Below are 22,008 nucleotides of genomic sequence, written 5' to 3'. Positions count from 1 at the left end.
AGCCTTGAGGGTGCCATGAAGACTTCCCCTGTCGCGGTAGCTCTCGCGCTCCTCGCCGCCCTCGTCCTCGGTACGGCCTTCGCCTCGCCGGCCCTGGCCCACGACACGCTCAGAAGCAGCGACCCCGCGAAGGGGGCCAAGGTCGAGAGCCTCGACGAGGTGAAGCTGACCTTCAGCTCGAAGGTCCGCTTCCCGACCGTCGTCGTGCACACCTCCGACAACACCGCCTACCAGGACGGAAAGCCGTCCGTCGACGGGGAGGTGGTCACCCAGAAGCTCAAGGGCGACCTTCCGCCCGGCGGATACGTCATCGCCTACCGGGTGGTCTCCTCGGACGGCCACCCGATCGAGGGGGAGATCCCCTTCACCCTGGTCGGCTCGGACAAGCCCACCCCGGCCGAGAGCTCCTCCGAGGCCGGCACGGCTCCGCCCACCGAGTCCCCGGCGTCCCCGGCGTCTCCGTCGCCCTCCGCGTCCCCCGCCTCCACGGAGACCGCGGCGGACGCGTCCCCGGTCGGCCAGGCCCCGGCGGCCCAGGCGTCCGACGCCTCACAGTCATCGGGCGGCGTGCCCGGCTGGGTGTGGCTGGTGATCGGCGGGCTGACCGGCGTCGGCATCGGCCTGTTCTTCAGCCTGCGAAACAAGAAGAACCAGTGAACAGGCAGGAGCAGACGGCCAAGGCCGCGCTGGCCGAGCGCGAGGGGAACGGCAGGACGGCCAAGCTCGCGCTCGCGGCCGTCGCCGCCGCCGTCGCCGCCCTGGTGATCGCCATGATCGCCGGAGGTTCCGCGGCCCCGCGCGTCATTCCCGGCCTGCCCGACGAGGGCGCGCTCACCCGCTGGGGCCTGCCCCTGGCGAAGCTGGCGATGGACGTCGCGGGCGTGCTCACCGTGGGCACGCTGCTGGCCGCCACCGTCTTCCTGCCCAGCGACAAGGGCCTGCTGGGCAAGCCCGCGCTCGTCTACGTCAAGGCCGCCTCCTGGCTCGCGCTCGCCTGGGCCCTGGCGGCGGCCGCGACGATGGTCTTCAGCCTCTCCGACGCGCTCGGCATGCCCGTCCTCGACGTGCTCGGCGGCAACGAGCTCACCAGCTTCGCCAGCCAGGTCTCCCAGGGCATCGCGCTCACCCTCGTGGTGCTGTTCTCCGTGGCGATCGCGCTGTTCGCCCGGGGCGCGATCACCGTGGGCGCGAGCGGCGCGCTGCTGGTGCTGGCCCTGGCCACCCTGCTGCCTCCGGCGCTGACCGGGCACACCGCCTCCTCACCCAACCACGACCTCGCCACCACGGGCGTCGCGGTGCACCTGATCGTCCTCGCCCTGTGGGTCGGCGGTCTGGCCGCGCTCTGCGTCCACGCGCTGCGCGGCCAGTCCTCCCTGGAGATCGCCGCCACCAGGTTCTCCTCGATGGCCCTGTGGTGCTTCGTCGCCGTCGGACTGTCGGGCCTGTTCAGCGTCCTGGCGCGGCTCAGCTCGATCTCCGAGCTGTTCACCTCCGCCTACGGCCTGCTGCTGCTGGCCAAGACCGCGGCGTTCGCGCTGCTCGGCGTCTTCGGCTGGTGGCACAGGAAGCGCACGCTTCCCCAGCTCGCCGCCGGTGTGCCGAGGGCGTTCTTCCGGTTCGCCTCCTGCGAGATCCTCATCATGTTCGCGACCGTCGGCCTGGCCGTCGCGCTCGCCCGCACCGCCCCGCCTCCCGCCCTGCGGGTCGACCCCGTCTTCGACCTGCTCGGCTACCCCATGCCGCCGGAGATCTCCCTGGCCAACCTGGCCTCGCTGTGGTGGTTCGACCTGTTCTCGGGCACGCTCATCGCGCTGCTCGGCGGGTTCTACCTCGCCGGAGTCGTACGGCTCGCCAGGCGCGGCGACTCCTGGCCCGTCGGCCGTACCATCGCCTGGTTCACCGGCCTGCTGATCATGCTGCTCGCCACCCAGACCGGCGTCTCCCGCTACGCCAAGGTGCTGTTCAGCGCGCACATGGCCGAGCACATGACGCTGTCCATGCTGGTGCCGATCTTCCTGGTGCTCGGGGCCCCCGTCACCCTCGCGCTGCGCGCGCTCAAGCCCGCGGCCCGCAGGGGCGACCGAGGCCCCCGAGAGTGGCTGACCACGATCCTGCACAGCAGGTTCGTCCGGTTCGTCTCCCATCCGGCGATCGCCACCGCGATCTTCGTGGTCTCGACCTACGCGCTGTACTTCACCCCGCTGTTCACCTCCGCGATGGAGGAGCACCTCGGCCACATCGCCATGACGGTGCACTTCCTGCTCAGCGGCTGTCTGTTCTTCTGGGTGATCATCGGGGTGGACCCCGCCCCCCACAAGCTGCCGCACGTGGCCCGGCTGATCGTCCTGTTCGTCACGATGCCGTTCCACGCGTTCTTCGGGATCGCGCTGATGAGCATGGGAACCGTGCTCGCCTCCGAATGGTACGACCAGCTCGGCCGCACCTGGGGCGCCTCCGCGATCTCCGACCAGCAGACCGGCGGCGCCATCGCCTGGGGCTTCGGCGAGATCCCGACGCTGATCGTGCTGATCGCACTGGCCTTCCAGTGGTGGCGTGACGACGACCGCAAGGCCCGCAGGGCCGACCGCAGGGCCGACGCTCTCGCGGCCCGCACGGGCGGCACCGGCGACGTGCAGCTCGACGCCTACAACGACTACCTGGCCAAGCTCAGCAAGCGCGACCGCACCGAGTAACCCGTCCGGACCGCCGGGGCGTCCGGCGCGGCGGGCCGGGGCAGGCCCGGGATCCCGGGGGCGGGATCCCGTGGGGAGGCCGGATACCAGCGCCGGACGGCGAAGCCGAGTGGCCCCACCGCCACGCCCTCCTATCTTCCAGCCTCGCCGCGGCCACCTCCCGGTAACCTGTAAGGCAGGGGGTCTGGCATCACCGCAGCGGGTGCAGCGCCTGGTCGTCGCGCGCCACGCCCAGTCACGTACAGGTCACGTGTTCGGTCGGGGGGCCGGTGGCTGCCATCTGCGGCAGGAGGGTTGAGCAGTGGCCAAAGAACTCGACATGCGCGCGGGCCGCAGCCTTGCCCAGGCTCTCGAGGAGCATCTGACCGAGTGGGCGGAGAGCACCGGGATCGTGGTCGAGATCTGGGCGCTGCCCGGCCGCGACGTGCCTGCCAGGATCGCCAGGGCCGTCCTGGTGGCCTTGGGTGAGGCGTTGTCCAACGTCGAGCTGCACAGCAGGGCCCGCGTGGTCTCCGTGGCGGTGACCCTGGGGCCCACGGGGCTGCGCATGACGGTGAGCGACGACGGCGCGGGCTTCTCGGGACAGGCGGCGGGCCGGGGCGTCGCCGCCATGCGCGCCCACTTCGCCGACGTCGGCGGCACGCTCAGCGTCAACAGCGTCCCCGGAGAGGGGACGACCGTCACCGGCGCCGTCCCCCACGCGGGCTAGCCGGCCCCGCCGCCCGGGCGGCGGGGTCAGGGCGACGTCAGGATCTCGTGGCCGGTCTCCGTGACCAGGATGGTGTGCTCGAACTGGGCGGTCCGCTTGCGGTCCTTGGTCACGGCGGTCCAGCCGTCGGGCCAGATCTCGTAGTCGATCGTGCCGAGCGTCAGCATGGGCTCGATGGTGAAGGTCATACCGGGCTCCAGCGTGACCGACAGCGACGGGTCGTCGTAGTGCGGGACGATCAGCCCCGAGTGGAACGTGGTGCCGATGCCGTGACCGGTGAAGTCACGGACCACGCCGTAGCCGAACCGCTTGGCGTAGGCCTCGATGACGCGGCCCGCCACGTTGAGCTGGCGTCCCGGCGCGACGGCCTTGATGGCCCGGTTGGTGGCCTCGCGGGTGCGCTCGACCAGCAGCCTGGACTCCTCGTCCACCTCGCCGACCAGGAAGGTGGCGTCGGTGTCGCCGTGCACCCCGCCGATGAACGCGGTGATGTCGACGTTGACGATGTCGCCGTCGCGCAGCACGGTGTCGTCCGGGATGCCGTGACAGATCACCTCGTTGATCGAGGTGCACAGCGACTTGGGGTAACCCCGGTAGCCGAGCGTGCTGGGGTAGGCCCCGTGGTCGCAGAGGAACTCGTGGCCGATGCGGTCGAGCTCGTCGGTCGTGACGCCGGGCGCGACGTGCCTGCCGACCTCCTCCAGGGCTTGAGCGGCCAGCTTGCCCGCGACCCGCATCCGCTCGATGATCTCGGGCGTCTTGACGTCGGGCTCTCCGGTCTTCGGGGATTTCTTCCCGACGTACTCCGGCCGCTCGATGTGGGCAGGGACCTTGCGAATGGGCGAGATCCGCCCGGGCTGGAGCACTGTCGTCATGGTCCCCCAGTCTAGTTGCGCTTCTCACTGGGCAGGATTGCTCACATGAGCGATCAGTGGTGGTTCTGTCTGACCCATATGGCCGTCGAGCCCGACGAGGGCTGTCCCAACAAGGACCGGATGGGTCCCTACCCCACCCGCGAGGCCGCGGCCAACGCGCTGAAGACCGCGGCCGAGCGCAACGAGGCGTGGCGGGAGGAGGACAAGGCCTGGGACGGCGATTAGGCCCTGTCCCGTAGATCTTCAGTTGCCGACGGCGGGGCCGGCCGGTCGTGGGTGACGGCCGCCAGAGACGCCCCGCCCCGGCCGCCCGCCGCGCTGCGCCGTCGCCACGTCCTTCGAGGACGACGCGATCGACGGCGCGGCGAGAATCCCGCCGCCGGACATTCACCGGGCTGCTCCGACCTCACGGGGCGCCACGTCCTTCCACGCCGAGAAAGACCTGCCCCCAGAAGCCGGAGCACCTGTTTCCAACCGAATTCCCGTTACTCCCTGGTGCTCGATCCTGTCCGCCCCGACGGCGGATACGTCAAGGATCCGGTGCTGAACTTCGAATATCTCGCCGCCGGAGAGGTGGTGCCGGTACACGTGCACTCCGACGAGGAGGTCCCCGTCATCGACGAGGGCGAGGCGGAGGCCTTCCACGACGGGTAGTGGAAGCCGGTGGGGCTCCCCGCCGACGATCCGCGGGACAGGATTGGGGCGGGCGGCGTCAGCGGTCGTCCACGACCGCGTAGGCGCGGACCGGGAAGGTGCCCATGCCCGTGATCATCGGGGGAGCGGCGTGGAAGCGGAACCCGGTGTCGGGGAGCGCGGCCAGGCCGGTCATGTGCTCGACGATCGGGATCCCCGCGCCGAGCAGCAGCGTGTGCGCGGGGCGCTCGCCGCGCGGCGGGGTGTCGTCGATGTTCAGCGAGTCGATCCCGACGAGGGCCGCCCCCTGCTCGGTCAGCCACCGCGCCGCCTCGGGTTCGAGGTAGGGGTGGCCCTGGAAGTACGCCTCGGCGCCGAAGTGCCGGTCCCAGCCGGTCTGGACGAGCACGGCCCTGCCGCGCACGTCCAGACCGGCGAACCGGTCGAGCCCCACGGAGCGCAGCCCCTCGGCCCGCACGACCAGCCCCGGCAGGTCGGCGATCGCCTCGAGCGGCACCCCCGACAGGTCGGGTCCGGCCGGATAGCGGTGGTAGGGGGTGTCGAGGTAGGTGCCGGTGTTGGCGACCAGTTCGACGGTGCCGATGTGGAACTCGGTGCCGGGGGCGTAGACCTCGCGGGAGGCCTCCCGGCTCAGGTGCACCCCGAGCCGGGGGCCGGGAACGCCCGGATAGGTGCGCATGCCGTCGGTGATGCGGTGGCTCAGTTCGATCAGCCGGGTCACGGGAGGCTCACTGTCTTCTTTCTGTTGCGGGCCGTGACCGTCCTCGTGACGGCCACCAGGCCGATCACCCCCCAGACGACGTTGAGGATCGCCGAGGGCCAGGCGGAGTGGTAGGCCGTGTTGATCATCAGGGCGATCGCCCCGACAAGGTTGACGATCTGGTACGGCATGCCGTCCCCGGCCATCCGGGACGAGGACACCATGGCGTAGCCGTACAGCATGAGCGCGGCGCCGGCCCAGCCGAGGAGATCGACGAACAGGGACATCGGATCACCTTTCAGTTCGGAAAGCGCTCATGTCCTCATGGTCCTCAGTCATCACCCTGAAGCGCAAATAAAGTCTTCTAAAGAGGTGCGTAAGCTGAGCTGTATGGAAATCGATCCTCGGCGACTGCTGGTGCTTCACGAGGTCGCACGCCGCGGCGGGGTCATGCGCGCGGCCGAAGCCCTTCACCTGACCGCCTCCGCGGTCTCCCAGCAGCTCGCCCAGCTGGAACGGGAGGTGGGGCTGGCGCTCATCGACCGCTCGCAGCGGCGGGTCGCGCTCACCCCCGCGGGCCGGGTCCTGGCGGGATACGCCGAACGGGTCGAGGAGGAGCTCGGCGAGGCCAGACGGGAGCTGACCAGGTTCACCGAACTGCTGGCCGGGCCGGTGACGATCGCCGCGTTCCCCACGGCCATCCGGCACCTGGTGCTGCCCGCGTTGACGACGCTGGCCGAACGCCACCCCCAGGTCACGCCGCGCGTCCACGAGCTGTACGGCGCGCCCGCGCTGCAGGAGCTCCGGCTCGGCGGGGTCGACCTGGCCATCACCGAGCAGGACGCCGACAGGCCCGCCTCCGCGCAGTCGTCGACCGTCTCCCATCCCCTCTACGTGGACGAGTACCGCATCGTGGCGCCTCCGGGCTGGCCGGACGTCCCGCGCGACGTCACCGACCTGGGCGGCGTGCCCTGGATCGCGGGGCCGTCCGACCAGGCGTGCGGGCACGCGCTGAACAGGCTGGCCGCCCTGCACGGGTTCACCCCGCGCAGGGTCCACGTCATCGAGGAGTTCCCGCCGGCCCTCGCCATGGTCGCGGCGGGACACGGGGTGGCGATCGTTCCGTCGCTGGCCCTGCTGGAGCTTCCCGCGGGTGAGGTCGTGGTCACCGACATTCCGAGTGTCGGCGCTCGCAGCCTCAACGTCGTGACCCGCGTCAGCCGCGCCCGCTCCGGAGAGCCGGGCCCGGTGCAGGCCGTGGTCATCGCCGCGCTCAGGGAGGCGGCGGACGGCCTGGTGGCACGACTGGGGGAGCGCCGGCAGGCCCACGGCGCGGGGTGAGGCACGGTTGTCCGGCGTGTTCGGTGTGTCCGGCGTGTCCGTCAAGGGCCCGGCGCGGTGTCCCTCGCGTGTGTGCGCGGCGGGCGCGGGCGGACCGGCGCGCGGCGCCCGGCGGGCGTTCTCGCGGCGTCAGTCGGGGACCCGGGGGCCGCTGACCCGGTCCAGCAGCCGGGCCAGGCGGTCACGCAGACCCGGGCGCCGGTCGGTCTCGCCCGCCGCCAGGCTGATCAGGTGCTGGGCGCCGTCGAAGGAGAGCGGCCCCCGCTCGGGGATCGCCAGCGCGTCGTGGGCGAGGCCCTCGAGGTCGGGGTCGCCGCCGTCCAGCGCCAGGACGGTCGCCCCGACGCGCCGGGCGTCGCCCACCCGCTCCAGCAGGGGCTCGGGGGCCCGCTCCTCGGTCACGACGAACAGCGTCTCGCCCCGCCTGGCCTGCTCGATCCGTTCCAGCCCGACGCGCAGGTGCGCGGGCGCGTCGGGGGCGGGCGTCCAGCGCACCAGCGTCGGGGCGAGCTGCGGCAGCCCGGCGAGCCTGGCCTCGTCGCTCAGGTGCGCGGTCAGGTGCCAGGGCTCCTCCTGCGGGGTGCCGACCACCAGAAGCCCGCCCGGCGACCGCGTCGCGCGCAGGGCGAGGCCGAACTCACGGGTGCGCTCGATCCAGCCGGTCGAGGCCAGAATCTCACGCAGGAGTGCCACGGAGCGAGCGTCCATGACCCTCATGGTGCCTCAGTCACCCCGGGATGACTCGCGGAACGCGGCCCTGGCATCATCTGGACAGATGACAGGGCCGATCGAGTCCGGCCACACACGGCAGAAATGACGGGGAGCGATCAGTGAGCACTGACATTCCGGACGTAAGCGGAATCTCGATCGGAATCCTGGGCGGCACCGGTGACCAGGGCAAGGGACTGGCCAGGAGGTTCGCCCTCGCGGGGAACCCGGTGCTGATCGGCTCGCGCAGTGCCGAGCGCGCCCAGGAGGCGGCGGCGGGCATCGGCGAGGCGGTCCGGGGCGCGGACAACGCGACCGTGGCGGCCGAAGCCGACGTGGTGATCGTGGCGATCCCGTGGGACGGCCACAAGTCCACCCTCGAGTCCCTGCGCGCCGAACTGGCAGGGAAGATCGTCATCGACTGCGTGAACCCGCTGGGCTTCGACAAGCAGGGCGCGTACGCTCTGCCCGTCGAGGAGGGCAGCGCCGCCCAGCAGGCCGCGGCGGTCCTGCCGGACAGCCGGGTCGTCGCCGCCTTCCACCACGTCTCCGCCGTCCTGCTGCTGGACCCGGAGGTCGACGAGGTCGACCTGGACGTGCTCGTCCTCGGCGACGACCGCGAGGCCACCGACACCGTGCAGGCGCTGGCGGGCCGGATCGCCGGTGTCAGGGGTGTGTACGGCGGTCGCCTGCGCAACGCCCACCAGGTCGAGGCGCTGACCGCCAACCTCATCTCCGTCAACCGCCGCTACAAGGCCCACGCCGGATTCCGCGTCACCGACGTCTGACCCCGCGACCACCTCGGAGCCGGGCCCCGCACCGTCCTCGGCGCTCTCCGCGCCGAGGGCTCCCGGCGGGCCGGCCCCAGGGGCGGCGTCCGGCCCGGCGAGGACTCCGGGCGCGGTGTTCAGATCCAGCCCACGTCCTGGGCGATCCTGATGGCGTCGATCTTGTTGCGGGCGCCGGTCTTGGTGATCGCCCCGGTCAGGTAGTTGCGGACCGTTCCCGCCGACAGGTGCAGTCGCGCGGCGATCTCCTCCGCCGGGGCGCCCCGCGCGGCCTCCCTGAGCACGGTCGCCTCCCTGGGGGTCAGCGGGCTCGCGCCGTACTCGATGGCGGTGGCGACGAGCTCGGGGTCCAGCACCCGCAGTCCCTGGGCGGTGCGGCGGATCGCGTCCGCCAGGCGGTCGCCCGGGGCGTCCTTGACCAGGAACGCCTCGATGCCCTCCGTCAGCGCCCTGCGCACCTGACCCGGCTGGCCCATCGCGGTGAGCACCAGCACCCGGCAGGCGGGCAGCCGCTCCCGCAGCTCCACGGAGGCGGTGATGCCGTCGACGCCCGGCAGTTCGATGTCCAGCACCGCGACGTCCGGGCCGGTCCGCAGCGCCGCGGAGACGATCTCGTCGCCCCGGGTGACCTCGGCGACCACCTCGATGTCCGGCTCGAGCCGCAGCAACGCGACGAGCGCCGCCCTGATCATGTGCATGTCCTCGGCGAGCAGCACCCTGATCACGCGGGCACCTCCATCGCGAACCGGAAACCGCCGCCGTCCGTCCGCTCGGCGCTGACCACGCCGCCCAGGTCGGCCACCCGTTCCCGCAGCCCCGTCAGCCCGTTGCCGCCGGCCGAACCCCCGCGCGCCCGGTCGTTGACCAGTTCGAGCCGGACGACGCCCTCGCGTGCCGAGGTGCTGATCGAGCAGGTCGTCGCGTGGCTGTGCCGTACGACGTTGGTGACCCCCTCGCGCACCGCCCAGGCGAGCGCCTCGTCGACGGGGCGGGACACCGCGAGGTCGGCGAGGTTGGTCTGGCAGCTCACCCCCGAGGCCTCGAGGAGCGCGACCGCCCGGTGCACCTCCTCCGTCAGCGACATCTCCCGGTAGCCCCTGGCCACCTGCCGTACCTCCTGTGCCGCCTCCCTGGCCACGGCGGCCAGCTCGGCCAGCTCCGCCTTCGCCGCCTGCGGATCGCTCTCGACGAGCCTGCGCGCCAGGTCGCCCTTGAGCGCGACGGCGGTCAGGGTGCTGCCCAGGCCGTCGTGCAGGTCCCGCGAGATCCGCAGCCGTTCCCGCAGCACCGCGGCCTCCGCCAGCTCCGTCCTGGCCTGCTCCAGCTCCCTGCTGACGACGACCAGCCGCACCGCCCCGTAGATCACGCCGCCCGTCACCACGACCGTGACCAGGTTGTAGAGGGCCAGCGCGAGATTGCCGTCCGACACCAGGAGCCCGAGCCACACGTCGATCGCGCCGATCACCGCCACGACGGGGACGGCGAACCTCGCCCTCAGTCTGACGAGCACCGCCGCCGCCAGGATCGTCTGCATGCTCGACGCCCAGTTGTAGCCGACGAAGGGCGACAGCGAGGACAGCAACGGGACCGCCGCGTAGGTGACCGCGATCTGGACGATCAGGGCGACCGGGACGCCCCGCCGTTCCCTTCCGCGCAGCGCGTCCCGCAGCTGCAGGTGGTGCGGGACCAGGAAGGCGGCCGCGGCGACGGCCACCGACACGGCCTCCAGCGGGTTCCTGGTCAGGGCGAAGAGCGGGGCGGTGAAACCGATGGAGATGGTGTAGACGACGCCCACGGCCAGGCGCTGGGGGTTCATCCGCATGTCAGAGAATCTATGGCCTTCGGATTTCCCAGCGGAACCAGCGCGCGGTCGCCGCCAGCCCGACCGCCGCCCAGACGGCCAGCTTCAGCGCCGGCACGGCCGCCGCCTGGAGATCGCCGACGAGGCTGCCGTCCGCCGCGTAGGCCACACGGGCCACTTCGGCGACGGCGCTGCTCGGCAGCAGTTCGAAGACCGCTCTCACCCATTCGGGGGCCATCTGCAGGAGCGGGCCGAAGCCTCCCGCGCCGAACCCCGACAGGAGGAAGACCGGCATGCTCATGACGGCGGCGAGCTCGGCGCGCGGGACGGCCGCCGTGAACGCCGTGCCGAGCAGGCACAGCACGGCCGCGCCCGCGACCACGGCCAGCAGGTACAGCAGCGGGTCACGCGGCACCGGCAGGCTCGTCAGCGCGTACAACGCCACCGAGACCACGGCGGCCAGCCCGGTGCCCTGCACGACGAGGTTGGCGACCTCCCCGCCGAGGATGTCGCGGTCGGCCAGCCCGGTGGCCCGCATCCGCTTGAGCAGGAGCTGGTCGCGGCGGGCGGTGAGCGTGATCGTGATCTGGCCGAACGTCGCCAGGACGAGGACCATCGTGAGCACCCCCACATGCTGGTCCACGACGAAGTCCGGGCGCCCCGGCCGCAGCCTGTCCATCAGGAACGGCAGCCCGATGCCCAGGCCGAGGAACAGCCCCACGGAGGTGCTCTGCGCCGCGCGGTCCCGCCAGAACAGGCGGCCGCTGAAACGGGTGAGGACCGCCAGGTCGCGTGCGGACACGGTCACACCACCTCCCTTTCGTTCCTCTCGCCGGACTTCTCGCCGGACCTCTCGTCGTTCTTCTCGTCGGCGGACAGGTCGAGGAACAGGTCCTCGAGCGTCGCGGTACGGACCTCCAGGCCGCGCAGGCGCAGGCCGCGCTCTCCCGCCCAGCCAAGCAGGGTCTGGGCGGCCAGGTCGGGTTCGGTGACGCGGCACACGACGGTGCCGCCCTCCAGCGTGGCGCCGGGAACCGGCAGCTCCTCGACGCCGACCGACAGGGGAAGGTCGAAGGCGACCCGCCCCGTCTGGGCGGCCAGGGTCTCGGCCATGCCGCCGCCCGCGACGATCCGTCCCCGATCCATGATCGCCATGCTGGAGGCCAGCCGCTGGGCCTCCTCCAGGTAGTGCGTGGTGAGCAGGATCGTGGTGCCCTGCCGGGCGAGGTCCAGGATGACCTCCCAGGTCCTCCTGCGGGCCTCGGGATCCATCCCGGTCGTCGGCTCGTCGAGGAAGAGCACGTCGGGCCTGCTCAGGATGGCCAGCGCCAGGTCGAGGCGGCGCTTCTCCCCGCCGGAGAGCTGGCGCACCCTGGTGGCGGCCTTCGACCCCAGGGAGGTCAGTTCCAGCGCCTCGTCGCGTGGTCTGGGCGCGGCGACGAAGTCGCGCCACGCGTCCACGGTCTGCGCCACGGTCAGGTCGGGGAAGAACCCCGCCTCCTGCAGCATGATCCCGACGCTTCTGCGCACTCTGGCCCGATCCCTCACCGGGTCGAGGCCGAGCACGCGCACCGTTCCTCCGCCGGGGCCCCCGTCGGGCGCCTGGAAGCCCGCCAGCACCTCCATCGTCGTCGTCTTCCCCGCGCCGTTGCGCCCGAGCAGGGCGAAGATCTCCCCCTGCGGGACCTCGAACGAGATGTCCCTGACGGCCGTGAAGTCCCCGTAACTCTTTCTGAGTCCGTTCACCTGAATCGCTGCCATGCTTCGAGCATGGAGGCGCGCCACCCGCCCGGACAGTGAGGAATTCACAACCGTGCCCGGGAAGCGGGAGGGATGTGAGGCGTGCGGGGAAAAGGGGCGGGGCGGCGGTCGGCTTTCCGTCCGGCGTTCCCCGCGATGGGTCAAACTCGCGCGCCCCGGTCTGACAGATCCCCGGCGCGCCGGACATCCTTGACGCATGAGTGAACTTCGCCCGGAGACCCGTACCGTCCATCTTCCCCAACCTCCGCTGAACGGCAGCCGCCCCATCGCCGTGCCGATCTACCAGACCTCCGGCTTCGTCTTCGAGGACCCGGCCGTCTTCGCCGACGGGATGGGCCGCCCCGACGGCCCCTTCGTGTACGGCAGGCTCTCCAACCCGACGGTCCGCTCCCTGGAGGAGGCCGTCGCGGACCTCGAGGGCGGAGTGGGCGCGGTCGCCACCGCCTCGGGCATGGGGGCGATCAACTCCGTGCTGTTCGGCCTGCTCAAGCCGGGCGACCACCTGATCGCGCAGAAGCCCCTCTACGGCGGCACCGCCACGGCGATCAACGACCTGGTCCGGAGGTTCCAGATCGGGGTCTCCTACGTCCCCGAGGACGATCCGGCGGCGTTGCGCGCCGCCGTACGCCCGGAGACGAAGCTGGTCTACCTGGAGACCATCGCCAACCCGGTGGCGCAGGTCGCCGACCTGCCGGGGATGTGCGCGGCGGCCCGCGAGGCGGGGCTGGTCTCGGTGGTCGACAACACCTTCGCCTCGCCGATCCTGTGCCGTCCGCTGGAGCACGGAGCCGACATCGTGGTCCACTCGACGACCAAGTACCTGAGCGGGCACACCGACGTGCTCGGCGGCATCGCGGTCTTCGCCTCAGAGGAGCTCTACCGAACGGTGTGGCACTTCGCGGTCGAGCTGGGCGCCACCGCCGATCCGTTCGCCGCCTGGCTCACCCTCCGCGGCATCCAGACCCTGCCGCTGCGCATGGAACGCCACTGCTTCAACACCCGCGAGCTCGCCCTGCGCCTCGACAACCATCCCGCGGTCTCCGCGGTGCACTGGCCGGGGCTGCCGTCCCACCGTTCGCACCCGCTGGCGCGCAGGCTGCTGCCGGACTTCGGCGGGGTCTTCTCCTTCGACCTCGTCGGCGGGCGCGCCGCGGGGGAGAAGTTCATGAGCTCGGTACGGCTCGCGCTGCTCGCCCCCTCACTCGGCGGCGTCGAGACGCTCATCCTGCATCCGGCGACCACCTCCCACCGTTCGCTGACGGTCGAGGAACTCGCCCGGCACGGAATCGGCGAGGGCACGGTCCGGGTCGCGGTGGGCATCGAGCACATCGAGGATCTCTGGGCCGATTTCCAGCAGGCGCTTTCATGATTTTTCCCTGGACGCCCACAGATGGCGTGATCTAGATGCCACTGTGTAGTCCGAAAGGCTCAAGTCCGGAAAGTTGGTCTTTGCGGAAGGCGAACCGATGCCGCTGAAGAGCTACGGGGTCCTCGTGGGAAGAGCCGTCGACAGACGGCGCGAGGGGCGCACCGACAGCCCGCACTACCAGATCCACCTCGTCGACACGGCGGGCGTCTCCTACCGGGTCGCGGTCAACGTCGAGTCCCAGCAGGCGCCCTCCGAACTGCTCCAGTTCGCCGACGAGGATTTCAGGCACCCGCTCACCCAGGCCCTCCCACAGACCGCCGCGGGCTGGACGGGCCTGCCGTCCCGTCCCGGCGGCGCGGCGCTCGACTACATCCGGGGCAACCTGTTCGACCCGGCGGCGGTGCGCCCCCTCCCGCCCGACCTTCCGGGCGTCGACAACGACCTGGCGGACAAGCTCGACCACTACGTCCAGCGGGCCGTCGCCGACCCAGCCGCGCTCGTCTACGCCTTCGGCGAGCGGTGGGGGCCGGAGCCCGGCGTCCCCGACAAGATCTTCGGATTCCGGCCGGGCAACGGCGTCCACGACATCCATATGAACCAGGGCAACTCTGGACGTTTCCGCGGTGACGACGGCGTCTGGCAGGACGGCGGCCTGCTCATCCACTTCCCCTCGGAGTCACGCTGGATCGCGGTCTTCCTGGCCTTCCAGTCCCAGGCGTGGCACACCGACGACATCACGGGACACACCCTGGACGGCGCGCCGACGCGACCCGAGACGGGGCAGGAGAGGGTCCGCGTCGTCGCCGCGCTCGTCAACCCCGTGGGGCCCGCCCCCGAGCGCGAGGTCGTGACCCTGCTCAACGCCTCGGCGGAACCGGTGGACCTCACCGGCTGGCGGCTCGCGGACCGGGGCAAGAACGCCTTCCCGCTGCCCGCGGGCCCGCTCGCCCCCGGTGCCGTCCTCCAGGTCGCCGTCGGCGCCCCCCTCGCCCTCGCCAACGGCGGCGGCGCGATCACGCTGCTCGACGCCGCGGGGCTCAAGGTCCACGGCGTCTCCTACACCTCGGAGCAGGCCGCGAGGGAGGGGTGGACGGTCGTCTTCTGACCGGTCCCGTACGGCGCGCCGGCCGTGCCGTGACGTCCTGGAGATCCGGGGCGTCACGGCACGGGGGTCGCGCCGGCTGTCAGGGGTGTCAGTGGTAGCTGTGCTCGGCGGTGGGGAAGACGCCGGCCGTCACCTCGTCGGCGTAGGCGCGCACCGCCCTGTCCATCTCCCCGGCCAGGTCGAAGTACTTCTTGACGAACTTGGGCGGGTTGGGGTTCAGGCCCATCAGGTCCTGCCAGACGAGAACCTGGGCGTCGGTGGCGGGACCCGCGCCGATGCCGATGGTCGGAATGGACAGCGAGGCGGTGACCCGCTCCGCGAGGTCGGTGGGGACGCACTCCAGGACCACCGCGAAGGCCCCGGCGTACTCCAGGTCCTTGGCGTCCGCCATCAGCTCGTCGCCGGACTGGCCGCGCCCCTGCACCCGGTAGCCGCCGAAGGCGTTGACCGACTGGGGGGTCAGGCCCAGGTGGGCCATCACGGGGATGCCGGCCGAGACCAGGGTCTCGACCTGGGGCAGGACCCTGCGACCGCCCTCGAGCTTGACCGCGTGCGCACCCGCCTCCTTCATGAAGCGGGCCGCCGTCTCCAGAGCCTGCTGAGGCGAGGCCTGGTAGGAGCCGAACGGCAGGTCGGCGACCACCAGCGCGCGTGAGGAGCCGCGCACCACGGCCGCCGTCAGCGGCATGAGGTCGTCCACCGAGACCGGCAGCGTCGAGTCGTAGCCGTACACGACCATGGCGGCCGAGTCGCCGACGAGCAGCACCGGGATGCCCGCCTCGTCGAAGACCTTCGCGGTCATCGCGTCGTAGGCGGTGACCATCGGCCACTTCTCGCCCCGCTCCTTGGCGAGGGCGATGTCGCGGACGGTGATCCTTCGCCCGGCCTTGCCGCCGTAGAGAGCGGTCGGCGAGCCGGCGACGGAGAAGGTCGAGGCGGAGGTCACGGAAGAGGTAACGGAAGAGGGCATGGAAAGCCTCCAACAGAAGTCTCGAGGCGTCCCTGTGACGTCCCCGGACGGTTCTGATGATTGCACGCGTACGCCTCGTTAAACACCCCCGGTCCCGACCGTAATCCGGTGGCGGGCGTGTCAGTGCCATAGGACACAATGCATGCGGAGGTAAGTAATCAAATGGCAATCGAGCCTTACCGTCGCCTGCTGGCCATCCCTGGCGTACGGACGTTGCTGCTGGTGGGACTGGTCGCCAGGATTCCTGCGACGGCGACCGGCATCACGCTGACGCTGCACGTACTCGATGGTTTGGGACTCGATTACATCCAGGCGGGCCTGGCCGCGACGGCGAGCACGGTGGGGATGGCGGTCGGTTCGCCGCTGGCGGGCAGACTCGTCGACAAGCACGGCATGCGTCCGGTGCTCCTGGTGACCACCCTCGCGCAGCTCGCGTTCTGGTCGACGGCCTGGGCCCTGCCGTTCCCGGCGCTGCTGGCCGCCACGGCGCTGGCGGGGCTGTTGAGCCTGCCGGTGTTCAGCGTGATCAGGCAGTGCATCGCGGCGGCGGTCCCGCTCGAGCAGCGCAGGATGGGATTCTCCCTCGACTCCATGCTCATCGAGCTGTCCTACATGGCGGGCCCGGCCATCGGCGTGGCCGGGGTCACCATGCTCGGCAGCATGTGGACGATGTTCCTGGTCGCGGCGGGTCTCGTCGCCTCGGGCGTCGCGCTGCTCGTGCTGAACCCGCCGATCCGCTCCGAGGAGGAGCTGGAGGAGCCGCAGGAGAGGGTGCCGAGGCGCAGATGGCTGACCCCGGGTCTCGTCGGGCTGCTCGGCACCGTGTCCGCCGCGACCTTCGTGCTCACCACGACCGAGCTGTCCCTGCTGGCGACCATCAAGGACGCGGGCGACGTCGAATGGACGGGCCTGGCGATCGGAGTCTGGTGCGCCTACTCGCTGATCGGCGGTTTCGTGTACGGCGGGCTGTCCAGGGGCCTGTCCCCGCTGGTGCTGATCGGCGCGATGGGGGTGCTGACCATTCCGGTCGGTCTTGTCGGCGGCGACTGGCGATGGTTGATGGTGGCCCTCATCCCCGCGGGGGTGCTGTGCGCCCCGGGATTGTCGGCGACGGTTGATACGTTGAGTCGCTGGGTTCCCGCCGGGGCGCGGGGCGAGGCGATGGGCCTGCACGGCACGGCGTTGTTGGTGGGCGGAGCCGCCTCCGCGCCGATAGCGGGGGCGCTGATCGACTCCTACGGCCCCGGCTGGGCCTTCGCCGTGGCGGGCCTGGTCGGAGTGGTGATGGTGCTGGTCGCCCTGCCGTTCTGGCGGCGGACCGGCGGGTCGGTCGACGCACCGGTGTCGGCTTCGGTGTGAACTGACCGAAAACATCCGGCTAATACGAAACGCAACGGTTGCGTATCGTAAAGCGGTCCGATACGGTACTGTTTCGAAACTTTTGCGTATCGAAACGGGGTCTCATGGAACACCAGTCCGGCCACCCGAAACGGTGGCAGATCCTGGGAGTGCTGGTCTTCAGCCTCCTGGCGGTCGTGCTCGACAACACCATCCTCAACGTGGCGCTGAAGACGATCGCCGACCCGCAGGAGGGGCTGGGGGCCACCCAGAGCCAGCTCGAGTGGGCGATCAACTCCTACACCCTTGTCTTCGCCGGCCTGCTGTTCACCTTCGGAGTGATCGGTGACCGGACCGGGCGCAAGCGCATGCTGTTCATCGGCATGGCTCTCTTCGGTCTGGCCTCGCTGGCCAGCGCCTACGCCCAGGACCCGACACAGTTGATCGTCGCGCGGGCGTTCATGGGCGTCGGGGGCGCCGCGATCATGCCCGCCACTCTGGCGATCATCTCCAACGTCTTCCCGCCCGAGGAGCGCGGCAAGGCCATCGGCATGTGGGCGGCGGGCGTCGGCATCGCCGTGGCGATCGGCCCGATCACCGGCGGCCTGCTCATCGAGCACTTCTGGTGGGGCTCGGTCTTCCTGGTCAACCTGCCGATCGTGCTGGTCAGCATGGTGCTCATCGCGCTCGTCGTGCCCGAGTCGCGTGACCCCAAGCCCTCCAGGCTCGACCCGGTCGGCGTGCTCCTGTCCATCATCGGTCTCGTCGCGATCACCTACGGCATCATCAGGGGCGGTGAGCTGGCCACGGTCGCCAGCGCCGAGGTGCTGGTCCCGACGATCCTGGGAGTGGCCGTGCTGGCGGCCTTCATCTGGTACGAGCGTCGCATCGACCACCCGGCCTTCGACGTCCGCTACTTCTCCAACGCCCGCTTCTCCACCGCGGTCGGCATGATCGGCATCGTGTTCTTCGCGATGATGGGCGCGATGTTCTTCCTGATCTTCTACCTGCAGATCGTGCTGGGCTTCACCCCGATGCAGTCGGGCGCGCTGATGATCCCCTTCGCCGCGGCGCAGATCATCTTCGCCCCGCTCAGCCAGCAGATGGTCAGGCGTTTCGGCAGCAAGCTGAGCGCCACCGCGAGCATGGTCGTCGTGGCCGCGGCGCTGGCCTCGTACGCGTTCATGGACCAGAACACCCCGATCCTGGTGATCGAGATCGTCTTCTTCGTCCAGGGAGCGGCGATGGCCAACATCATGCCGCCCGCGACCACCACGATCATGGAGTCGCTGCCCAGGGAGAAGGCCGGCGTCGGCTCGGCCATGAGCAACACGGTCCGCCAGGTCGCGGGAGCGCTCGGCGTCGCCCTGCTCGGCTCGCTGCTGTCGGCGACCTACCGCGACGAGATCGCCCCCTCCTTGACCGCCCTGCCCGAGCAGCTCCAGCACCTCGCGGGCGAATCCCTGACCGGCACGCTCGGGGTCGCCAACGCCCTCGGCGAGCGCGGCGCCGCGCTCATCGAGCCCGCGAAGCACGCCTTCCTCGACGGCATGCACGTCACGGCGCTGGTCTCTGCGGCGTTCGCGCTCCTCGGAGCCCTGGTGGTGCTCAAGTGGCTGCCGGGAAAGAACGCCCCTGAGCCTGTCGTGGATCAGCACGTTGCCGACAGGGAACCGGCAGTAGTGTAGGGACACGATGACCACCACGGATGAGACGCAGGCGGCCCGCCCGGCGGGCCGCCCCCGCAGCGCCCGGGCAGAGAAGGCGATCATCGACGCGACTCTCGACCTGATCGGCGAGAGCACCAGCCTCGGTGAGATCTCGATCGAGGCGATCGCCTCCCGGGCCGGTGTCGGCAAGACGACCATTTATCGGCGGTGGTCCAACAAGGAAGACCTCCTCGTCGACGCCCTCGCCACGCTCAAGGCGCCGCTGCCCCCGCTGGCGGGCAGGTCGCTGCGCGAGGACATGATCGCCTGCGTGGAGGTCTTCCTGCACGAGGCGTGCGACGCGCGGGCGCGATGCGTGATGAACATCGCGATGAACGAGGTCGAGCGTCACCCCCGCCTGGTGCAGCGGATCCGCCAGGCGGCCATCGAGCCGCGCAGGGCGGTGCTGACCGGGCTGCTCCAGCGGGGCATCGCCAGCGGTGACCTCAGGGCCGACCTCGACGTGCCGGTCGCGCTCGCGGCCCTGATCGGCACCGTGGTCTGGTACGTCCGGGGCCTCGAACCCGACCACGGCCCGCTCCAGGAAGGCATCGCCGAACAGGTCGTCGACCACCTTCTGGTAGGTCTGGCCTCCCGCTAGGGCGTGTTTCCCGGCGTGGGGCCTCCAAGCCTCCCCCCGGGAGAAACGCCCTAACAAGCGGCTCGCGTGCTTTCGTGGCATTAGGGCGTCGGTGGTCATCCGGGGAGGCGGGCCTCCAGCTTGGCGGCGAGCCACGGGCGTAGCGTCGGCAGGACGTTGGCCGCCTGCATGGCCCACATGTGGTCGAGGCCGTCCATGACCTTCACGTCCCAGCCGAAGGCCTCCAGCTCCGCCCGTCGGCTCACGACCGGGCCCGCGATGCTCACGTGCACGTCGCCCCAGCGCTCGCCGTACTCGATCTCGTCCGCCGACCCCACGAAGCAGAGACGCGGGCAGCCGACGCGCGCCTGGGCGGCCCGGTCGTCGAACCCCTGCAACGCCTCGTACAGCGTGACGAACTGTCTGGTCTGCGGCTCCGTCAGCGTCATTTCCACCGTCGACCAGTCGATCTCCTCCGACGTCTCTGAGGATTCGGCGGATGTCCAGGAGGATCCGGTGGATGTCCAGGAGGTCTCGGCGGCCTGAGGGGAGACGGACATCTCGTAGGTCGCCATGGTCACGCGCAGCATCTCCTCGTACGGCCCGCCGAGCGGCGGAAAACCGCCCATGACGAGCGCTGAGAGGCGGTCGGTCCGGATCGCCAGTTGGAGGCCGCTCAGCGCCAGCCAGGAGTAACCGTAGTAGGCGAACCGGTCGGCCCCTGCGGCGTCGGCCACGGCGAGCAGGTCGGCGGTGATGTTGGCGGGCGTCAGGGTGTCGGGTTTGGGGAAGGCCAGGACGTGGCCTTCGTAGTCGAAGGCGACCACCCGGAAGGCGTCCTGGAGCCCCTCGATGAGGGAACGGCCCAGTGCCGGGTCGGCGCCCAACTTCCGTATCTCGTCGGCCTGCGGCCCTTCGGACGGTCGAGGGTTGACCGGAAGCAGCAGGGTGGGTCCTTCGCCGTGAACCTCCGCCTCGACCGTGCTTCCGTCATGCAGGGTCACCTTGAGCATCGAGATCATCTCCACTTCGACCGTTGGGGACGGCAACTCTATATGGTGTAAAGAGTTGATGCTCGAGAGAATACCTTATTGCGTAAAGAGTTGTACTCCCGATGTCTTCACCGGGCAGGACGTCGGTCCGCCTCGTGCGGGCCGACCTCGGCGCGGAGGGCAGGCGTCCGGGCAGGCGGGGCGTCACGGGAAGGCGGCCGCGGAACAGGCCAGGCCGGTTCAGGCGGCAGGGAGCGTGGCGTGGGACGCGGCAGGGATCACGGCGTGGGAGGCTCCGGAGGCCCCGGAGGTCACGGCCGGGTTCTCACGCGTCCGCCGCCGCCCCTCGAAGGGCGGCGGCGGATCCTCCGCTCGTCCGGTCAGGAAGTGGTGAGCGGGGTGTTCGTCTGGTCTCCGGCGACCACGTGCGCGTCCGGGCCGGGGAACACCATGGTCTCGTGCTCGTCATGCTCCCAGTGCACCATGTAGGGCGGGGAGCCGTCCTCGTGGACCAACTCCACGATCACGCCGATCCGGCGGGTCTCGCCGTGCCGAGTGCCCTCGACGACCAGCTTGTCGCCTACCGCTGCCTTCATCTGATTCCCCCCTCTTTCCTGGATTGCCGCGGACCGCGGTCGCCTGCGGCCGCCGTACTCGCGGTACCGCGTCGCGCCGCGCCCGGATGACCGCGCGGAGGGGTGACGTGGTCGGCTCATCGCCTCTCGGATCACCGCCGGCCGGCAGTTCAGCCCCCTCCCCGGCCGCCGGTGCGCCTCCCTGCGGTGATACCCACCCCGAGGAGGTCTAGCACGGGCGGGTGAGGAAGGTTCGGAGCCTCGGGATGGCACGGCCCCGGGTGACCGGGCCATCCCGACGGCCTCAGCTGTCGAACTCGCCGAGTTTGACGCCCTCGACGAAGGCGCTCCACCCGGAGGCGGTGAAGAGGAGCTTGGGGCCCTGAGGGTTCTTGGAGTCGCGTACCGCGCGGAGCGACCCGTGGCCGGAGGCGCTCACAAGGGCCACCTCGACGCAGTTGCCGCCGCTGGAGCCGCTCAGGGAGGACTTGTGCCAGGTCACGCCGGTCAGGTCTGCTGCCATTGCGTCATCACCTTCGCTATGAGGTCGGCACTGGCCCGCACGGGCAGGGCCGCCGAGCGGATCGTTTCGTATCGTCTGCAGATCATCGCCACGTCACGGGGGTGGTCGGTGACGTGTCCTACGGTGGCGGACTCCACGAACACACTATCCAAGCTGCCCTCGACGCCCGCAATGACGAAGGCTCCCTCCAAACCCGCTGTCACCGCCGCCCTCGCCGGGACGATCTGGACCGAGACCTGCCGCCTTTCCGAGGCGGTCTGCAAGGCGGCAAGCTGGTCGCGCATGATGCCGGGGCCACCGACGTCGCGGTGCAGGACTCCTTCGTCGATCATGCTCCACAGCAGGGTCTCACCCGCCAGCAGCTTCTGGCGCTCCAAGCGGGCGGTGAGCAGCTCCTCGACGCGCTCGTCGGTTACTCCTGGATCGGCTTCCAGGACCGCACGGGCGTAGCCGGGGGTCTGGAGCAGGCCGGGGATCAGCAACGGGTCCCAGCTCCGCAGGGTCTCCGCGTTCCGTTCGACGTCGATCCACGGGCGAAAGCGCGGCGGGAAGACGCCGTAGGCCAGCAACGGCCAGATCCGGGTGAGCGCGCCCTCGGCATTCAGTGCCTGGTCGCAGCGCTGGACGAAGTCGAGCGACGGGGTGCGCTGAGCTGTTTCGATCATGCTGATCAGGCCGATCGAGTAGGTGATCTGCCGACCGAGCTGGCCCTGTGACCACCCGATCTGCTCGCGTCTGCGGCGAAGCTCGGTGGCGAAGAAGGTGAGCGGGCTGGGGGCACCCTCTGGTTTGCGTGAGGGAGGCATCGCGAGCTCCT

General features: G+C 70.8%; 25 protein-coding genes. 12 read left to right on the top strand and 13 right to left on the bottom strand.

Annotated features, from left to right (window positions below; genetic code table 11):
- Window positions 1-15 precede the first annotated feature (15 nt).
- From PKF00_RS17950 to PKF00_RS17940, 3 genes are all read left to right on the top strand, one after another.
- Window positions 16-657, top strand: a complete 642-nt coding sequence (locus tag PKF00_RS17950) for a copper resistance CopC family protein (RefSeq protein ID WP_271218689.1) — start codon at window positions 16-18, stop codon at window positions 655-657.
- A complete protein-coding gene (locus tag PKF00_RS17945) occupies window positions 654-2,693 on the top strand; it encodes a bifunctional copper resistance protein CopD/cytochrome c oxidase assembly protein (RefSeq protein ID WP_271218688.1) in 2,040 nt (679 codons plus the stop codon). Before PKF00_RS17950 ends, PKF00_RS17945 begins: the two co-directional genes overlap by 4 nt.
- 301 nt (window positions 2,694-2,994) lie before the next feature.
- Window positions 2,995-3,402 carry a sensor histidine kinase gene (locus PKF00_RS17940; RefSeq protein WP_271218687.1) on the top strand — a complete coding sequence of 136 codons (408 nt, stop codon included), beginning with the start codon at window positions 2,995-2,997 and terminating at the stop codon, window positions 3,400-3,402.
- A gap of 26 nt (window positions 3,403-3,428) precedes the next feature.
- On the opposite strand, the gene map is transcribed toward PKF00_RS17940, so the two are convergent.
- Window positions 3,429-4,277: a type I methionyl aminopeptidase gene (map, locus tag PKF00_RS17935; protein ID WP_271218686.1), complete on the bottom strand. Its 849-nt coding sequence runs from the start codon at window positions 4,275-4,277 to the stop codon at window positions 3,429-3,431.
- Between the two features lie 45 nt (window positions 4,278-4,322).
- Between map and PKF00_RS17930 the strand changes: the two genes are divergently transcribed.
- Both PKF00_RS17930 and PKF00_RS17925 read left to right on the top strand, forming a co-directional pair.
- Window positions 4,323-4,502, top strand: coding sequence for a hypothetical protein (locus tag PKF00_RS17930; RefSeq protein WP_271218685.1), 180 nt, complete (start codon window positions 4,323-4,325; stop codon window positions 4,500-4,502).
- Window positions 4,503-4,772: 270 nt separating this feature from the next.
- The gene (locus PKF00_RS17925; protein ID WP_271218684.1) at window positions 4,773-4,931 is read left to right on the top strand and encodes a hypothetical protein; all 159 of its coding nucleotides are present in this window, start codon (window positions 4,773-4,775) and stop codon (window positions 4,929-4,931) included.
- A 58-nt stretch (window positions 4,932-4,989) separates the two neighbouring features.
- Here PKF00_RS17925 and PKF00_RS17920 read toward each other — a convergent pair whose 3' ends face one another.
- Window positions 4,990-5,652, bottom strand: coding sequence for a cyclase family protein (locus PKF00_RS17920; RefSeq protein WP_271218683.1), 663 nt, complete (start codon window positions 5,650-5,652; stop codon window positions 4,990-4,992).
- On the bottom strand, window positions 5,649-5,918 hold the full coding sequence (locus PKF00_RS17915; RefSeq protein ID WP_271218682.1) for a CBU_0592 family membrane protein: 270 nt from the start codon (window positions 5,916-5,918) through the stop codon (window positions 5,649-5,651). Before PKF00_RS17915 ends, PKF00_RS17920 begins: the two co-directional genes overlap by 4 nt.
- Before the next feature lie 103 nt (window positions 5,919-6,021).
- On the opposite strand from PKF00_RS17915, the gene PKF00_RS17910 reads away from it, so the two are divergent.
- Window positions 6,022-6,972 (top strand): LysR family transcriptional regulator, encoded by a 951-nt coding sequence (locus tag PKF00_RS17910; RefSeq protein ID WP_271218681.1) that lies wholly within the window; start codon window positions 6,022-6,024, stop codon window positions 6,970-6,972.
- Between the two features lie 129 nt (window positions 6,973-7,101).
- Here the strand turns inward: PKF00_RS17910 and PKF00_RS17905 are convergent, their stop codons facing one another.
- On the bottom strand, window positions 7,102-7,680 hold the full coding sequence (locus PKF00_RS17905; protein ID WP_271218680.1) for a hypothetical protein: 579 nt from the start codon (window positions 7,678-7,680) through the stop codon (window positions 7,102-7,104).
- Between the two features lie 122 nt (window positions 7,681-7,802).
- Between PKF00_RS17905 and npdG the strand changes: the two genes are divergently transcribed.
- On the top strand, window positions 7,803-8,468 hold the full coding sequence (gene npdG, locus PKF00_RS17900) for an NADPH-dependent F420 reductase (RefSeq protein WP_271218679.1): 666 nt from the start codon (window positions 7,803-7,805) through the stop codon (window positions 8,466-8,468).
- Between the two features lie 119 nt (window positions 8,469-8,587).
- Here the strand turns inward: npdG and PKF00_RS17895 are convergent, their stop codons facing one another.
- The 4 genes from PKF00_RS17895 to PKF00_RS17880 are packed head-to-tail and all read right to left on the bottom strand — an operon-like array spanning window position 8,588 to window position 12,030.
- Window positions 8,588-9,193: a response regulator transcription factor gene (locus PKF00_RS17895; protein ID WP_271218678.1), complete on the bottom strand. Its 606-nt coding sequence runs from the start codon at window positions 9,191-9,193 to the stop codon at window positions 8,588-8,590.
- Window positions 9,190-10,290 (bottom strand): sensor histidine kinase, encoded by a 1,101-nt coding sequence (locus tag PKF00_RS17890; protein ID WP_271218677.1) that lies wholly within the window; start codon window positions 10,288-10,290, stop codon window positions 9,190-9,192. The genes PKF00_RS17895 and PKF00_RS17890 overlap by 4 nt, the downstream gene beginning before the upstream one ends.
- A gap of 10 nt (window positions 10,291-10,300) precedes the next feature.
- The gene (locus tag PKF00_RS17885) at window positions 10,301-11,077 is read right to left on the bottom strand and encodes an ABC transporter permease (RefSeq protein ID WP_271218676.1); all 777 of its coding nucleotides are present in this window, start codon (window positions 11,075-11,077) and stop codon (window positions 10,301-10,303) included.
- The gene (locus tag PKF00_RS17880) at window positions 11,074-12,030 is read right to left on the bottom strand and encodes an ABC transporter ATP-binding protein (protein ID WP_271218675.1); all 957 of its coding nucleotides are present in this window, start codon (window positions 12,028-12,030) and stop codon (window positions 11,074-11,076) included. Before PKF00_RS17880 ends, PKF00_RS17885 begins: the two co-directional genes overlap by 4 nt.
- Before the next feature lie 196 nt (window positions 12,031-12,226).
- Here PKF00_RS17880 and PKF00_RS17875 point away from each other — a divergent pair, with 196 nt between their 5' ends.
- Together PKF00_RS17875 and PKF00_RS17870 are read left to right on the top strand one after the other, a co-directional pair.
- Window positions 12,227-13,399: a trans-sulfuration enzyme family protein gene (locus tag PKF00_RS17875; protein ID WP_271218674.1), complete on the top strand. Its 1,173-nt coding sequence runs from the start codon at window positions 12,227-12,229 to the stop codon at window positions 13,397-13,399.
- Between the two features lie 97 nt (window positions 13,400-13,496).
- Window positions 13,497-14,504, top strand: a complete 1,008-nt coding sequence (locus tag PKF00_RS17870) for a DUF2278 family protein (RefSeq protein ID WP_271218673.1) — start codon at window positions 13,497-13,499, stop codon at window positions 14,502-14,504.
- Between the two features lie 88 nt (window positions 14,505-14,592).
- Here the strand turns inward: PKF00_RS17870 and panB are convergent, their stop codons facing one another.
- A complete protein-coding gene (gene panB, locus PKF00_RS17865; RefSeq protein WP_271218672.1) occupies window positions 14,593-15,474 on the bottom strand; it encodes a 3-methyl-2-oxobutanoate hydroxymethyltransferase in 882 nt (293 codons plus the stop codon).
- Between the two features lie 162 nt (window positions 15,475-15,636).
- Here panB and PKF00_RS17860 point away from each other — a divergent pair, with 162 nt between their 5' ends.
- The 3 genes from PKF00_RS17860 to PKF00_RS17850 all read left to right on the top strand — a co-directional run bounded on the left by PKF00_RS17860 (window position 15,637) and on the right by PKF00_RS17850 (window position 19,122).
- Window positions 15,637-16,833 carry an MFS transporter gene (locus PKF00_RS17860; RefSeq protein ID WP_271218671.1) on the top strand — a complete coding sequence of 399 codons (1,197 nt, stop codon included), beginning with the start codon at window positions 15,637-15,639 and terminating at the stop codon, window positions 16,831-16,833.
- Between the two features lie 104 nt (window positions 16,834-16,937).
- A complete protein-coding gene (locus tag PKF00_RS17855) occupies window positions 16,938-18,500 on the top strand; it encodes an MFS transporter (RefSeq protein ID WP_271218670.1) in 1,563 nt (520 codons plus the stop codon).
- A 7-nt stretch (window positions 18,501-18,507) separates the two neighbouring features.
- Window positions 18,508-19,122: a TetR/AcrR family transcriptional regulator gene (locus PKF00_RS17850; RefSeq protein WP_271218669.1), complete on the top strand. Its 615-nt coding sequence runs from the start codon at window positions 18,508-18,510 to the stop codon at window positions 19,120-19,122.
- A gap of 95 nt (window positions 19,123-19,217) precedes the next feature.
- Here the strand turns inward: PKF00_RS17850 and PKF00_RS17845 are convergent, their stop codons facing one another.
- From PKF00_RS17845 to PKF00_RS17830, 4 genes are all read right to left on the bottom strand, one after another.
- On the bottom strand, window positions 19,218-20,150 hold the full coding sequence (locus PKF00_RS17845; RefSeq protein WP_271218668.1) for an alpha/beta fold hydrolase: 933 nt from the start codon (window positions 20,148-20,150) through the stop codon (window positions 19,218-19,220).
- A 323-nt stretch (window positions 20,151-20,473) separates the two neighbouring features.
- Window positions 20,474-20,689 carry a DUF1918 domain-containing protein gene (locus PKF00_RS17840; RefSeq protein WP_271218667.1) on the bottom strand — a complete coding sequence of 72 codons (216 nt, stop codon included), beginning with the start codon at window positions 20,687-20,689 and terminating at the stop codon, window positions 20,474-20,476.
- Window positions 20,690-20,972: 283 nt separating this feature from the next.
- On the bottom strand, window positions 20,973-21,191 hold the full coding sequence (locus tag PKF00_RS17835; protein ID WP_271218666.1) for a DUF397 domain-containing protein: 219 nt from the start codon (window positions 21,189-21,191) through the stop codon (window positions 20,973-20,975).
- Window positions 21,176-21,997, bottom strand: coding sequence for a helix-turn-helix domain-containing protein (locus PKF00_RS17830; RefSeq protein ID WP_271218665.1), 822 nt, complete (start codon window positions 21,995-21,997; stop codon window positions 21,176-21,178). The genes PKF00_RS17835 and PKF00_RS17830 overlap by 16 nt, the downstream gene beginning before the upstream one ends.
- Window positions 21,998-22,008 lie beyond the last annotated feature (11 nt).

This window comes from Streptosporangium carneum, from assembly GCF_027922005.1.
Lineage (GTDB): Bacteria > Actinomycetota > Actinomycetes > Streptosporangiales > Streptosporangiaceae > Streptosporangium > Streptosporangium carneum.
This window is presented reverse-complemented; position numbering and strand designations above follow the sequence as displayed.

Coding starts and splice junctions, on each gene's coding strand:
- PKF00_RS17880 (WP_271218675.1), bottom strand. CDS start 12,030: ATGGCAGCGATTCAGGTGAACGGACTCAGAAAGAGTTACGGGGACTTC.
- panB (WP_271218672.1), bottom strand. CDS start 15,474: ATGCCCTCTTCCGTTACCTCTTCCGTGACCTCCGCCTCGACCTTCTCC.
- PKF00_RS17830 (WP_271218665.1), bottom strand. CDS start 21,997: ATGCCTCCCTCACGCAAACCAGAGGGTGCCCCCAGCCCGCTCACCTTC.
- PKF00_RS17840 (WP_271218667.1), bottom strand. CDS start 20,689: ATGAAGGCAGCGGTAGGCGACAAGCTGGTCGTCGAGGGCACTCGGCAC.
- PKF00_RS17905 (WP_271218680.1), bottom strand. CDS start 7,680: ATGGACGCTCGCTCCGTGGCACTCCTGCGTGAGATTCTGGCCTCGACC.
- PKF00_RS17860 (WP_271218671.1), top strand. CDS start 15,637: ATGGCAATCGAGCCTTACCGTCGCCTGCTGGCCATCCCTGGCGTACGG.
- PKF00_RS17850 (WP_271218669.1), top strand. CDS start 18,508: ATGACCACCACGGATGAGACGCAGGCGGCCCGCCCGGCGGGCCGCCCC.
- PKF00_RS17875 (WP_271218674.1), top strand. CDS start 12,227: ATGAGTGAACTTCGCCCGGAGACCCGTACCGTCCATCTTCCCCAACCT.
- PKF00_RS17910 (WP_271218681.1), top strand. CDS start 6,022: ATGGAAATCGATCCTCGGCGACTGCTGGTGCTTCACGAGGTCGCACGC.
- PKF00_RS17930 (WP_271218685.1), top strand. CDS start 4,323: ATGAGCGATCAGTGGTGGTTCTGTCTGACCCATATGGCCGTCGAGCCC.
- PKF00_RS17855 (WP_271218670.1), top strand. CDS start 16,938: ATGGAACACCAGTCCGGCCACCCGAAACGGTGGCAGATCCTGGGAGTG.
- PKF00_RS17890 (WP_271218677.1), bottom strand. CDS start 10,290: ATGCGGATGAACCCCCAGCGCCTGGCCGTGGGCGTCGTCTACACCATC.
- PKF00_RS17870 (WP_271218673.1), top strand. CDS start 13,497: ATGCCGCTGAAGAGCTACGGGGTCCTCGTGGGAAGAGCCGTCGACAGA.
- PKF00_RS17915 (WP_271218682.1), bottom strand. CDS start 5,918: ATGTCCCTGTTCGTCGATCTCCTCGGCTGGGCCGGCGCCGCGCTCATG.
- PKF00_RS17835 (WP_271218666.1), bottom strand. CDS start 21,191: ATGGCAGCAGACCTGACCGGCGTGACCTGGCACAAGTCCTCCCTGAGC.
- PKF00_RS17950 (WP_271218689.1), top strand. CDS start 16: ATGAAGACTTCCCCTGTCGCGGTAGCTCTCGCGCTCCTCGCCGCCCTC.
- map (WP_271218686.1), bottom strand. CDS start 4,277: ATGACGACAGTGCTCCAGCCCGGGCGGATCTCGCCCATTCGCAAGGTC.